Genomic DNA, 11,994 nt, shown 5'->3' with positions numbered 1-11,994 from the left:
TGAGACAATGGATACCGCAACTCATCGGCTCGTCAACGCGCCGACTTTGGCGCAGCGCGCCCACAACATCCGCCGCCATGCGCTGCGCATGGGCGAGGTGCAGGGGCAGGGTTATATCGCGCAGGCGCTCGACATCTCCGACGTGCTGGCAACGGCCTATTTCCACGCAATGCGCTATCGGCCCGAAGATCCCAATTGGGAGGAGCGGGACCGTTTCCTGCTGTCCAACGGCCATTACGCGATCGCGCTCTACGCCGCGCTGATCGAGGCCGGCATCGTTCCCGAGGCCGAGCTCGAAACCTATGGCAGCGACGACAGCCGGCTGCCGATGTCCGGCATGGCGTCCTACACGCCCGGCATGGAGATGTCAGGCGGCTCGCTGGGTCTGGGGCTCAGCATCGCCGTCGGCATGGGGCTCGGCCTGAAGCGCAAAAACTCGACCTCACGCGTCTACACCCTGTTTTCCGACGGTGAGCTCGACGAAGGCTCGGTGTGGGAGGCGATCTCGTCCGCCAGCCACTACAAGCTCGACAACCTGATTGCGATCGTCGACGTCAACAATCAGCAGGCCGACGGGCCCTCGACCCAGGTCATGGGTTTCGAGCCGCTCGTCGATCGGCTGCAGGCATTCGGCTGGTTCGTGCAGCGCGTCAACGGCAATGACCTCGATGCCGTGGTCGCCGCTTTCGACGCCGCGAAGACCCACGAGGCGCCGAGGCCGCGTATGATCGTGGCCGACACGCTGATGGGCAAGGGCGTGCGGTTCCTGGAACAGCGCGAGAAGAACCATTTCATTCGCGTCGAGCCGCATGAGTGGCAGCTCGCGATCGCCGCACTCGACGCCGGGAGGCCGTGATGAAATCGACAAGACCCGCACCGGATCTGAGCAAGCCCCGGCTGACGACATCGGCGATGATCGCCTCGATTGCCTCCGAGGGCCAGCGCACCAGGCCGGCGCCGTTCGGCCACGCGCTGGTCGAGCTGGCGCGCCGCCGGCTCGATGTGCTCGGCATGACCGCGGACCTCGGCAAGTACACCGACCTGCATATCTTCGCGAAGGAATTCCCCGAGCGCTATTATCAAATGGGCATGGCCGAGCAGCTCCTGTTCGGTGCCGCGTCCGGCTTGGCCGCCGAAGGGTTCATGCCGTTCGCAACCACCTACGCCGTGTTCGCCTCGCGCCGCGCTTATGACTTCATCCATCAGACGATCGCCGAGGAAGATCGCAATGTGAAGATCGTCTGCGCGCTGCCCGGCCTGACCTCCGGCTACGGCCCGAGCCACCAGGCGGCCGAGGATCTCGCGCTGATGCGGGCGATGCCGAACATGACCGTGATCGATCCCTGTGACGCGCATGAGATCGAGCAGGTCGTGCCGGCCATGGCGGCGCATCAGGGCCCGGTCTATATGCGGCTGCTGCGCGGCCAGGTGCCGCTCGTTCTCGATGAATACGACTACACATTCGAGCTCGGCAAGGCCAAGCTGCTGCGCGACGGCCGCGACGTGCTGATGATCTCCTCCGGCCTGATGACCATGCGCGCGCTCGAGGCGGCCAAGGCGCTGTCTGATGATCGCGTCGAAGTCGCCGTGCTGCACGTCCCGACCATCAAGCCACTCGATGCAGAGACCATCCGGCGCGAGGCGGGCCGGTCGGGCCGCCTGGTGGTGGTCGCCGAAAATCACACGGTGATCGGCGGCCTCGGCGAGGCCGTCGCCGGCCTGCTGATGCGGGCGGGCGTGCATGTGCCGTTCCGGCAGATCGGCCTGCCGGACGCGTTCCTCGACGCAGGCGCGTTGCCGACGCTGCACGACCGCTACGGCATCTCGCTTTCGGAGGTCGCGAAGCAGGTGAAGGCCTGGCTCAAATAGCGGGCCATCCGCTCTCATTGACCCGCCGGCGCGCTGCAGTGCCGGATCATAACAAACAATATCATATTGGAGGGACGGCAATGCGCAAGGGGACGACGCGTCGGCAATTGATCACGGCAGCTGCTGCTCTGCCTTTCACATTCGCGATCTCGCGCTACGCGAAGGCGGCGGAGTTCACGATGAAGCTCGCGACCGGGCAGGATCCGTCGCATCCGGTCAACAAGCGGGCGCGAGAGGCCGTCGACCGCATCAAGGACGCCAGCGGCGGCCGCCTGGAGATCAATCTCTATCCGGCCAATCAGCTCGGATCGGATACGGACTTGATCTCGCAGGTCCGGGTCGGCGCGGTCGACGCGATCAATATCGCGAGCTCCGTGCTCGCTACGCGCGTGCCGCTCGCCGGCATCGTCAACACCGGCTTTGCCTTCTCCTCCTACGATCAGGTGTGGAAGGCGATGGACGGCAGCCTCGGAGATCATATCCGCAAGGACATCGAGAAGACCGGCGCGATCGCGCTCTCCAAGCCTTGGGACAATGGCTTCCGCCAGGTCACGTCCTCGACCCGTGAGATCAGGACACCGGACGATCTCAAGAGCTTCAAGATTCGCGTGCCGGCTGCGCCGATCCTGACAAGCCTGTTCCAGGCCCTCGGCGCCGGTCCGACACCGATCAATTTCAACGAGGTCTACACGTCGCTGCAGACCAAGGTGGTCGAGGGGCAGGAAAACCCGCTGCCGATCATCGCCACCGCCAAGCTCTACGAGGTCCAGAAATACTGCTCGCTCACCAGCCACGTCTGGGACGCCTATTGGATTCTCTGCAACCGCGCTGCGTTCACGCGGCTGCCCGCCGATCTGCAGGCGATCGTCACGCGCGAGTTCAACGCATCGGCCGACGACGAGCGCGCCGATATTGCCGCGCTGAGCCAGAGCCTGCGTGCCGACCTGGCCGCCAAGGGCTTCACCTTCGTCGATGTCGACAAGACCGCGTTCCGTGCCGCGCTCGGCAAGAGCAGCTTCTACAAGGATTGGCGCGGCAAGTTCGGCGAGGAGGCCTGGACGATCCTGCAGTCGAATGTGGGAGAGCTCGGATGAACAGCGTCGACATGTCTCTGACGGCCTCCACCAAGCACGGCGTCGTCGACGGTCTCGAACGGGCGCTGACCAGGCTGATCGAGATTCCGGCGATCGTCGCCCTGGTCGCGGAAGTCGGAATTCTCTTCACCGGCGTGATGTCGCGTTTCGTCTTCAACCGGCCGCTGACCTGGGCCGATGAGCTCGCGTCGATCACCTTTCTCTGGCTCGCCATGTTCGGCGCGGTGCTCGCGCTCAGCCGCGGTGAGCACATGCGGATGACGGCCCTGGTCGACCGCGTCAGCCCGCGCGTGCGTGCCGTGCTGGAATGTCTCGCCCTGATGGCGCCGGCCTTGTTCCTGGGAATCCTGCTGCATCCGGCTATCGACTACGCCAATGGTCAGTCCTTCGTCGAGACGCCGGCGCTCGGCCTGTCCGATAGCCTGCGGGCCGGCGCCGTGCCGGTCGGCATCGGCCTGATGCTCGCGACCGCGCTGCTGCGCATGACCCGCCACGCCTCGCGCGATCTCGCGATCGCGCTGGTGCTGCTTGCGACAGTCGCGCTTGTGCTGTGGGGCACCGCTCCGGCGCTGAAGGCTCTCGGCAATTGGAACCTGATCGTCTTCTTCGCGCTGCTGCTGGGCGCGGCCGTGCTTGCCGGCGTGCCGATCGCGTTCTGCTTCGGCCTCGCCACCATTGCCTATCTGCTGACGGTCACGACCGCGCCGCTCGAGGTCGTCACCAGCCGGATCGATGAAGGCGTCTCTTCGCTGGTGCTGCTCGCGATCCCGCTGTTCATCCTGCTCGGGCACCTGATCGTGATGACCCGGATGGCCGAGGCGATGGTCGGCTTCCTCGTCTCGCTGGTCGGGCATGTCCGGGGCGGGCTGTCCTATGTGCTGCTCGGCGCCATCCTGCTCGTGTCCGGCATCTCCGGTGCGAAGACGGCCGACATGGCCGCAGTTGCGCCGGTGCTGTTTCCCGACATGAAGCGGCGCGGCATTCATGATGGCGAGCTGGTGTCGCTGCTCGCCGCCTCCGGCGCGATGGCCGAGACCATCCCGCCGTCGATCGTGCTGATCATCATCGGCTCGGTGGCCGGCGTCTCGATCTCGGCGCTGTTCACCGGTGGCATTCTGCCAGGCCTGGTGTTGGCGGCGGCCCTGGCGATCGTTGCCAAGCGGCGCATGGTCGAGCCGGAGAGCGTCATTCGTCCGCGCCCGTCCTGGGGCACGATCCGCGCCGCGCTCATCACAGCGATCCCCGCTCTGCTGCTGCCGGTGCTGATCCGGACCGCCGTCACGGAAGGCGTGGCGACCGCGACCGAGGTGTCGACCATCGGCATCGCCTATGCCGTCATCGTCGGGCTGCTCGTCTACCGCCGCTTCGACTGGCGCAAGCTCTACCCGGCGCTGGTCCACACTGCGGCCTTGTCGGGCGCGATTCTCTTCATCATCGGCGCGGCCACCGCGATGGCCTGGGCGCTGACCCAGTCGAACTTCTCGCATGCGCTGGCGGCGATGATGACATCGGTTCCCGGCGGCAAATACGGCTTCCTCCTGATCTCAATCGCCGTGTTCGTCCTGCTCGGCAGCATTCTCGAAGGTCTTCCCGCAATGGTCCTGTTCGGGCCGCTGCTGTTCCCGGCCGCCAAGCTGCTCGGCGTGCACGAGGTGCACTACGCGATGGTGATCATCCTCGCGATGGGCATCGGCCTGTTCGCGCCGCCTTTCGGGCTCGGCTACTACGCGGCGTGCTCGATCGGCCAGATCGATCCCAATGCCGGACTGGCGCGCATCTGGCCCTATCTCGGCGCGCTGGTGCTCGGCCTTCTGCTCGTCGCCTTCATCCCGTGGTTGTCGATCGGTTTCCTCTGACGCATCGTGGTGCAGGTGAGAACGTGAATCCCGAAATGTCAGCCCCGCGTGAGACCCAGGCCGGGACGAATGCCACGGCATTCGTCCTCGAAGCCAAGCAAATCGAAAAGAGCTTTGGTGCCACGCACGTCCTGCGCGGAGCCAATCTGCGGATCCGCCGTGGCGAAATCCACGCGCTGCTGGGCGGCAACGGAGCCGGCAAGTCGACGCTGATCCGGATCATATCCGGGTCGCACCGCCTTGATGCCGGGTCGATCAGCATCGATGGCCGGCTCGATCCGAACCCCAACGCGATCGCTGTCGTGTTTCAGGAGCTGGCGCTGCTGCCGCATCTGTCAGTGGCCGAGAACATCTATCTGCCGCATCGCAAGTGCGCCTTCGCGCGGCTCGGCGAGGCCGCGTGCTACGCGGAGGCCCGCGCCGCGCTGGCGCTGGTCGACGAGGAATTGGCGGAGCGGACGCTGGATTGGCCGGTGGCGCAGCTCGACCTGCACGAGCGGCAGTTTGTCGAGATTGCGCGGGCGCTGAGCTCCGGGGCGCGCGTGCTGCTGCTGGACGAGCCGACCGCCAACCTGACCTTTTCCGAGACGGAGCGGCTGTTCGGCATTCTGCGCAGGCTGGCGCAGCAGGGCATCAGCACGCTGCTGGTGTCGCATCGCATGGGCGAGATCCGCGCGCTCGCCGATGTCTGCACTGTGTTGCGCGACGGGCGCTCCGTGCTCGACCGCGTGGCTCTCTCCGACATCAGTGACGAGGCCATCGTCGAGGCGATGGGGCAGAAGAGCAGTGCGGTGTCGCCTCCTGCGCCGCGCGGCGCGCCGGCTGCGTCCGCGCGTATGCAGATTGTGTTGCGCAGTCCAGGTGTGTCGCTGAGCGTCGCCTCGGGGGAGGTGCTCGGGCTCGCCGGTGCGCCGGCGGGACCGTCCGGCGTGATCGAGACCCTGATCGGGGCGAGCCGGCCCGCGGCGTGGCAGATCACGATCGACGGCATCGATGTGAGATTCTCAAGTCCGGCCGAAGCGATCAGGGCAGGGGTCGGCTACGTCTCCGGCGATCGCGCGGAGAAGGGCATTCTCGCGACCCTGCCGATCCTCGACAACATCGTCGCGGCCGCTCGGGTGGCGGACCGTCGCATTCTGGCTTCGTCCAGGGAGGCGACGGCCGCGCAGACGGCGCTTGACACGCTCTCCATCAAAGCCAGCTCGATCGACGCGCTGCCGCAAACCGTGAGCGGGGGCACACAGCAGAAGCTGTTGCTGGCACGCTGGCTCGCGCCGGCGCCGAAGATCCTGGTGCTGGAGGAGCCGACGCGCGGCGTCGACATCGGCACCAAGCGCGAGATCTACGCGATGATCCGCGATGCCGCCGCCGCCGGCTGCGTTGTGGTGTGGTGGTCCACCGAATTCACCGAGCTGATTGCGGTGTGCGACCGGGTGGTCGCCTTCGATCTCAGCGGCCAGGCCAGCGGCGTTCTCGATCGCGACGAACTCGATGAGGTGTCGCTGTCGCGCGCGACCGGAATGGCGGCGTGAAGATCTGCGCATGGGCAAGCAAGAGGGCAGCATGACGGAAGTGGTGATCGATCAGCGCGCGGCCGACCGGCCGCAGCCGGGCAAGCGCGCCTCGCTCGTCGTACGCCTGACGCGCATCTATCGCACGGAGATCGCGATCGCGATGGCCATCGTGGTTCTCCTGGTCGGCATCAGCTTCTGGTCGCCCTATGTTCTGACCTGGGGCAATCTCGCCAACATCGCCCAGGCCGCGGCACCGCTGATCCTGATGTCGCTCGGCGTGTTCCTGGTGATCGCGACCAGCGGGATCGATCTGTCGGTCGGCTCGACGTTTTCCTTGACCGGCATGGTGGCCGGCCTCTGCTTCTCTGCCGCCCTGCCGTGGCCGGTGGTCTGTTTGATCAGCCTCGGTGTCGGGCTTGCGGTCGGCGCGATCAATGGTGGCCTCGTCACGGTTGTCGGCCTCGCACCCTTCGTCGTCACCTTGATCACCTATGCGATCGGAGCCAGCCTGTCCTTCGTGATTACCGACGGCCACTCGATTGCGATCGCCGATCCGAATTTCTGGACGCTCAATGGCGGCGAGATGATCCCGGGTATTACCAACTTCGTGCTGTTCTGCGCGCTCGCCGTGATCGCGCTCGAATGTGTCCTGCGCAAGCTCGTCGTCGGCCGCTGGGTCTTCGCCATCGGCAGCAACGATAAGGCCGCCCGGCTGCTCGGCATTCCCGTGCATGGCGTGCGCTTCGGAGTCTATGTCGCGTCCGGCGTGGCGGCGTCCTTCGCCAGCCTTCTGAGCCTGTCTTATATCAGCAACTCGGAATCGACCGCCGGCGCCAACCTCATGCTGCAGGCGATCGCGGCCTGCGTGATCGGCGGCGCCAGCCTGTTCGGCGGCACCGGCTCGGCGATCGGCGCCATGCTCGGCGCGATCATGATCACGGTGATCCAGAACGGCGTCAACCTGATCGGCATCAACAGCTTCTGGCAGGGAACCGTCACGGGAGCCGTCATTCTCGTCGCAGTCCTGATCGATCGCGCCACGAAGGTCCGCAGCTGAGACTGCGAAATTGCGGAACCACCAAAAAACACGGAGGAAATCATGAATCGACGATCTCATCGCTTGTTCGCGCTTGCCGTCGCTGCGGTCATCGCCTCGGTCGCGCAGCCCGTGGCGGCTGAAGGCGCCAAGACGTTCACGGTGGCCTATATCGCACCGTCGCTGGACATCTCCTATTGGCAGTGGGTCGGCTACGGCGCCAAGACCAAGGCGGCCGAGCTCGGCATGACCTATATCGAGATGGACTCACACAACTCGCCGGCTGACCAGATGACGAATGTGCGGACCGCCATCACCCGCGGCGTCGACGCCATCGTGATGGGCCCGGTGAGCTCCACCAGCACGCCCCCCGTACTGCGGCTGTTGAAGGAGAAGAAGATCCCGATTGCCTTTGCCGGCATCGGCCCGCAGCCGGGCGAAACCGACTACACGTCGGCCGTGACCGCCAATAATTTCGAGGGCGGCAAGGCCGAAGGCAAGTTCGTCTGTGCGCTTGCGAAGGAGCGCGGCGGCAACAAGGTCGGCATGCTGTCGCTGCCGCAAGATCGCGAGAACGCGCAGAAATATCTCGCCGGCGCCAAGGAATCCTTCCAGGCCGACGGCTGTGAGCTCGTCCAGATCCTGCAGACCAAGGGTCTCACGGTGCGCGAGGCGGTCGACCAGGCCAACGATCTCCTCACCGCACATCCCGACGTGAAGGCGATCTACGGCATGTATGACGAAGCCGCGACCGGCGCCGCCAAGGCGCTGCAGACCCGTGGCCTGGTCGGCAAGGTCGGCCTCGCCACCGCCGACGGCAGCCCGACCACCGTCAAGCTGTTGCGCGAGGGCGTCGTCCAGGGGCTGTTCCTGCAGGAAGCCGGCGGGCAGGGGATCGAAGCGGTGCAGCAGGTCTATAACGCGCTGACGGGAGCGGCCGTGACCCAGAGCCTGCCATTGCCGCTCGCATTGGTGACATCAAGCAATGTCGGTACACCGGAAGCGCAGGCCAAGCTGAAGCGCGTCTATCCGCCGTCGGCGGGTGATTACTGATCGCTGCGACATCGCAGCGGGTGCCTGCGTCCTCAGGCATCCGCAACCCACGCCCGGCCTGTTCCTGCTTCAGGATGCCACCATGTCCGACTTTCCCATCATCGATCCGCACCATCATCTCTATGATCTCGAGAATCACCGCTATCCCTGGCTGCAGGACGGTGTGAAGCCGGCTGCGTTCGGCGACTACACGGCGATCTGCCACAGCTATCTGGTCGAGGATTTCCTTGCCGATTGCAAGAACCAGAACGTTGTCAAGTCGGTTCATCTCGACGTCGGGTTCGATCCCGACGATCCCGTCGGTGAAACGAAATGGCTGCAGGCCGTGGCCGATCAGAACGGCTTCCCGCATGGCATTGTCGGCTATGCCAATCTGGCGCAGCCGAATGTGCGCGACGTGCTCGAAGCGCATCTGGCCTATCCGAACTTCCGCGGCATCCGCCAGTCGCTGAACTATCATCCCGATCCGGCCAAGACCTATCTCGACCGTCCCGGCGTCTGCCGCGAGCCAGAGTGGCGGCGCGGCTTCGCTTTGCTGCGTGACCTCGGCCTGTCCTTCGATCTGCAGATCTATTATCCGCAGATGCAAGAGGCCTATGAGCTGGCACGCGACTTCCCGGACACGCAGATCATCCTCAACCATACCGGCATGCAGGTCGACGGCCACGACCATTTCGAGGCGTGGAAGAGGGGCATGAAGCTGTTGGCTCAGGCGCCGAATGTCGCCTGCAAGATCTCGGGTCTGGGAATGGGCGACTGGAGCTGGACCGTAGAGTCGTTTCGTCCCTATGTGCTGTCGGCGATCGAGATGTTCGGCGTGGACCGCTGCATGTTCGCGAGCAACTTCCCGGTGGACAAGCTCTTCAGCAGCTATGACAGGCTGCTCGAGGCCTTCAAGACGATCACGGCCGGATTTGCCGCCGGCGATCGCCGCAAGTTGTTCCACGACAATGCGGCGCGCTTCTACCGGTTGTGAATTGGTGGAAGCTCGAACTCGCGGTGATGAGAAGCACGACGCCATCCGTGAGCGCCGGATCCCTGCGACCTGGTCGCCCCGGCGGATGCTGATCTGCAGGGGCGGCAACGCGTGATCGAATGGCGACGACGCGTGGGAAGGGTACGCCGAGGCGGTCAGATCCAGTAGGATGAGCGCGGGACGAATTCCTTCGCGACCGTGATCGCGCTGTCCTCGCATAGCTCCAGCGCGAGCTTCTGGGCCAGCATGACGTCGCCGGCAGGCAGGTCGCCGACCGGAACGAAGCAGAGGCCCCGGCGTGCGCGTCCCTTGTCGTCGAGCAGGCAGACATTCATCGCCGAGCCCGTGTAGATCCGGTAGCGGCTGCCGCTCTGGGAGCCGATGACGTCGAAATATCCGCGGGTGGTCAACTGCTTCCACTGCAGTGGCGTCAGCCATTGCTGCAAGAGGCGTCGCGACCGGCCGTCGGGCGTGCGGTGGGCTTGGTGGTGGCAGAACAGGTTCTGCACCGCGAGCCGGCGCAGCAAGGCGCGCTGCTTTGATCGAATGGCCGCGAACATGATCGGTGCTGCTAACCGCCGACGAGCCGCGGGAAGAACACGCTTTCTTCCACGCCCGGGTCGAACGAACGGATGATCTCCAATCGTCCAGGTGCGACGCGGGCCGTGGCGGTGAAGCCGCGGTCGGTCAGATGCCGGAACAGCCGCTCGGCCTCCGCGACCTGTGCCGGGCTTGCCGGATCGAACAGGTAGCGGCTGTCGCCTGTTCGATCCATCACGATCTGGACTGCCATGAGTTGACTCTCCCTCGGGGATGGGACGTCGCGTCGTCTAGGACCGCAACCGGCGCCGCACGGAAGGGTTCCTGTCGAAGAGCGCAATGATTCTCCCGATCCCTGATCAGGCGTGGTTCTGCGGCGCACGCGCGGCATCGCCCCGTGCAAATTAGTCGCAGTCCGAGCTGGCGGGGATTGCGAGCGAAATTTGCTTCGGCGTGTCTGGTCCTGAAACAAACGATGCGCCGGTTCACGATCTTTGAAGTTCCATTTCATTGACCGCACGGCCTCCGGCGCGGATATTCATCGCCATCATCGCTCAACCCTGGATCACCGAGATGAGAACCACGAACGCAGCCCGTTGCCTGGTGCGCAAGCGCCTTGCCGGACGCTGCTTCTCTGCGGCGACCGGGGCCTGTTGCTGATCGCTGCAGCCGAACGCAACGCCTTCAATACATCAGCAGATCAGACAGGAGCGCCGCAGGCAGGCGGCGAACGATCAATCATGTCCAAAGCCTATATCATCGAGGTCCATAACCGCACCGCAGGCATCGTCACCGCTGACGAGCGCGGCTTCAGCTTTTTCTCGTCCGAGCGCGCTTTCGACAGTCTCGACGGTCAGCATTTCGCCTCGGCGCGCGATGCCGAGCGCGCGGCCCGCGCGCTCCTGACCGTCCGCGGCGGCCGCGTGCGCAGGGCGGCTTTCTGATTTCCCATCACACATTTCGAGGACGAGAGGTCATGAGTTTCTACCGGGACTTCAACGACAAGCTGGCCATCCAGGCCTGGAACAGCGCAAGGCGCGAGCCTTACCGCACGATCGAGGTGCGACAGCTCAGTCCGACTGTCGGCGCGGAGATCGGCGGCGTCGATCTCTCCAAGGATCTGCCGGACGAGCAGTTCACGGAGATCCAGCGCGCGCTCGATGAGAATCTCGCGATCGTGTTCCGCGATCAGGATCTTTCGAAGGACGACCACAAGCGCTTCGCGCGACGCTTCGGCAAGTCGTTGCACCGGCACGAACTGGCCGCCACCCGCTTTCGCCATGATGGCCCGTTCGATCCGGAATTCCTGTCGTGGAAGACCGATGCGAATTCGCGCTTCACCGCCGGTGACGGCTGGCACCCGGACGTGTCCTGCGATCCGAGCCCGATTCGTGTCTCGCTGCTGCGTGTGACCAAGACACCGTCGCTCGGCGGCGATACGGCGTTCGCCAACATGTATCTCGCTTATGAATTCCTGTCGGATCCGATCAAGCAGCTGCTCGAGGGCCTGACCGCCATTCATGACGGCTCATTGGCGTGGACCGCGGGCTATGGCGCCAAGCCCGATCCCGGCAAGACCTACCCGCAATCCGAGCATCCGGTGGTGGTGAGCCATCCGCGCACGGGCCGCAAGTTCCTCTACGTCAATGCGTCCTTCACCTCCCACATCGTGCAATTGACCCGGCGGGAGAGTGACGCGCTGCTGCAGCTGCTGTTCCGTCATATCGAGGGCCAGCTGGCGCTGCAGACGCGCGTGCCGTGGCGCCCCAACTCGCTTCTGGTCTGGGATAATTGGGCGAGCCAGCACCACGCCGTCTGGGATTACTATCCGGAAGAGCGGTGGGGTGAGCGTGTGTCGGTGGTAACCGGCGAAATCCCGCAGGCGCGACTCGGCCTGAGTGAGGCGGCGGAGTAGAGCGCGCCGACGCAGAGGAGAAACCAGTCGACAGCGCCGCGCTGCGCGACGTGTCATGCTACCGGCCGTGTGGCCGGTAGCAGGTTCGTTGCTATTTTTGCCGGCGGGTTGCCGGCGCGGACGGCACGAACCAACATGCAT

Annotated in this window: 12 protein-coding genes; 10 read left to right on the top strand and 2 right to left on the bottom strand. The window is 65.0% G+C overall.

Features of this window, described 5'->3' with window-relative positions; genetic code table 11:
* The first annotated feature begins 7 nt into the window (after positions 1 to 7).
* The 8 genes from HL671_RS09680 to HL671_RS09645 all read left to right on the top strand — a co-directional run bounded on the left by HL671_RS09680 (position 8) and on the right by HL671_RS09645 (position 9,398).
* A complete protein-coding gene (locus HL671_RS09680; RefSeq protein WP_172236271.1) occupies positions 8 to 856 on the top strand; it encodes a transketolase in 849 nt (282 codons plus the stop codon).
* Positions 856 to 1,869 carry a transketolase family protein gene (locus HL671_RS09675; protein WP_172236270.1) on the top strand — a complete coding sequence of 338 codons (1,014 nt, stop codon included), beginning with the start codon at positions 856 to 858 and terminating at the stop codon, positions 1,867 to 1,869. The genes HL671_RS09680 and HL671_RS09675 overlap by 1 nt, the downstream gene beginning before the upstream one ends.
* Before the next feature lie 80 nt (positions 1,870 to 1,949).
* Positions 1,950 to 2,963 carry a TRAP transporter substrate-binding protein gene (locus HL671_RS09670; protein WP_172236269.1) on the top strand — a complete coding sequence of 338 codons (1,014 nt, stop codon included), beginning with the start codon at positions 1,950 to 1,952 and terminating at the stop codon, positions 2,961 to 2,963.
* Positions 2,960 to 4,819 carry a TRAP transporter large permease gene (locus tag HL671_RS09665; protein WP_172236268.1) on the top strand — a complete coding sequence of 620 codons (1,860 nt, stop codon included), beginning with the start codon at positions 2,960 to 2,962 and terminating at the stop codon, positions 4,817 to 4,819. The genes HL671_RS09670 and HL671_RS09665 overlap by 4 nt, the downstream gene beginning before the upstream one ends.
* 35 nt (positions 4,820 to 4,854) lie before the next feature.
* Complete coding sequence (locus HL671_RS09660; RefSeq protein WP_172236267.1) at positions 4,855 to 6,351, top strand: sugar ABC transporter ATP-binding protein; 1,497 nt, start codon at positions 4,855 to 4,857, stop codon at positions 6,349 to 6,351.
* 10 nt (positions 6,352 to 6,361) lie between these two features.
* A complete protein-coding gene (locus HL671_RS09655; RefSeq protein ID WP_246579692.1) occupies positions 6,362 to 7,390 on the top strand; it encodes an ABC transporter permease in 1,029 nt (342 codons plus the stop codon).
* Positions 7,391 to 7,432: 42 nt separating this feature from the next.
* The gene (locus HL671_RS09650; RefSeq protein ID WP_012043397.1) at positions 7,433 to 8,422 is read left to right on the top strand and encodes a substrate-binding domain-containing protein; all 990 of its coding nucleotides are present in this window, start codon (positions 7,433 to 7,435) and stop codon (positions 8,420 to 8,422) included.
* An 82-nt stretch (positions 8,423 to 8,504) separates the two neighbouring features.
* Positions 8,505 to 9,398, top strand: coding sequence for an amidohydrolase family protein (locus tag HL671_RS09645; RefSeq protein ID WP_172236266.1), 894 nt, complete (start codon positions 8,505 to 8,507; stop codon positions 9,396 to 9,398).
* Positions 9,399 to 9,553: 155 nt separating this feature from the next.
* Here HL671_RS09645 and HL671_RS09640 read toward each other — a convergent pair whose 3' ends face one another.
* Together HL671_RS09640 and HL671_RS09635 are read right to left on the bottom strand one after the other, a co-directional pair.
* Positions 9,554 to 9,958: a hypothetical protein gene (locus tag HL671_RS09640; RefSeq protein ID WP_049795364.1), complete on the bottom strand. Its 405-nt coding sequence runs from the start codon at positions 9,956 to 9,958 to the stop codon at positions 9,554 to 9,556.
* An 11-nt stretch (positions 9,959 to 9,969) separates the two neighbouring features.
* Positions 9,970 to 10,191: a hypothetical protein gene (locus tag HL671_RS09635; RefSeq protein ID WP_172236265.1), complete on the bottom strand. Its 222-nt coding sequence runs from the start codon at positions 10,189 to 10,191 to the stop codon at positions 9,970 to 9,972.
* A gap of 487 nt (positions 10,192 to 10,678) precedes the next feature.
* Here HL671_RS09635 and HL671_RS09630 point away from each other — a divergent pair, with 487 nt between their 5' ends.
* Together HL671_RS09630 and HL671_RS09625 are read left to right on the top strand one after the other, a co-directional pair.
* Positions 10,679 to 10,882: a hypothetical protein gene (locus HL671_RS09630; protein ID WP_012043401.1), complete on the top strand. Its 204-nt coding sequence runs from the start codon at positions 10,679 to 10,681 to the stop codon at positions 10,880 to 10,882.
* 32 nt (positions 10,883 to 10,914) lie between these two features.
* Complete coding sequence (locus HL671_RS09625) at positions 10,915 to 11,853, top strand: TauD/TfdA dioxygenase family protein (protein WP_012043402.1); 939 nt, start codon at positions 10,915 to 10,917, stop codon at positions 11,851 to 11,853.
* The last annotated feature ends 141 nt before the right edge of the window (positions 11,854 to 11,994 follow it).

Origin of the sequence: Bradyrhizobium denitrificans (genome assembly GCF_013179005.1) — a bacterium.
Classification (GTDB): Bacteria; Pseudomonadota; Alphaproteobacteria; order Rhizobiales; family Xanthobacteraceae; genus Bradyrhizobium; species Bradyrhizobium denitrificans.
This window is presented reverse-complemented; position numbering and strand designations above follow the sequence as displayed.

Bases quoted from the DNA above. Each gene is read 5' to 3' on its own strand.
- HL671_RS09680 (WP_172236271.1), top strand. From the start codon at position 8: ATGGATACCGCAACTCATCGGCTCGTCAACGCGCCGACTTTGGCGCAG.
- HL671_RS09675 (WP_172236270.1), top strand. From the start codon at position 856: ATGAAATCGACAAGACCCGCACCGGATCTGAGCAAGCCCCGGCTGACG.
- HL671_RS09670 (WP_172236269.1), top strand. From the start codon at position 1,950: ATGCGCAAGGGGACGACGCGTCGGCAATTGATCACGGCAGCTGCTGCT.
- HL671_RS09665 (WP_172236268.1), top strand. From the start codon at position 2,960: ATGAACAGCGTCGACATGTCTCTGACGGCCTCCACCAAGCACGGCGTC.
- HL671_RS09660 (WP_172236267.1), top strand. From the start codon at position 4,855: ATGTCAGCCCCGCGTGAGACCCAGGCCGGGACGAATGCCACGGCATTC.
- HL671_RS09655 (WP_246579692.1), top strand. From the start codon at position 6,362: ATGGGCAAGCAAGAGGGCAGCATGACGGAAGTGGTGATCGATCAGCGC.
- HL671_RS09650 (WP_012043397.1), top strand. From the start codon at position 7,433: ATGAATCGACGATCTCATCGCTTGTTCGCGCTTGCCGTCGCTGCGGTC.
- HL671_RS09645 (WP_172236266.1), top strand. From the start codon at position 8,505: ATGTCCGACTTTCCCATCATCGATCCGCACCATCATCTCTATGATCTC.
- HL671_RS09640 (WP_049795364.1), bottom strand. From the start codon at position 9,958: ATGTTCGCGGCCATTCGATCAAAGCAGCGCGCCTTGCTGCGCCGGCTC.
- HL671_RS09635 (WP_172236265.1), bottom strand. From the start codon at position 10,191: ATGGCAGTCCAGATCGTGATGGATCGAACAGGCGACAGCCGCTACCTG.
- HL671_RS09630 (WP_012043401.1), top strand. From the start codon at position 10,679: ATGTCCAAAGCCTATATCATCGAGGTCCATAACCGCACCGCAGGCATC.
- HL671_RS09625 (WP_012043402.1), top strand. From the start codon at position 10,915: ATGAGTTTCTACCGGGACTTCAACGACAAGCTGGCCATCCAGGCCTGG.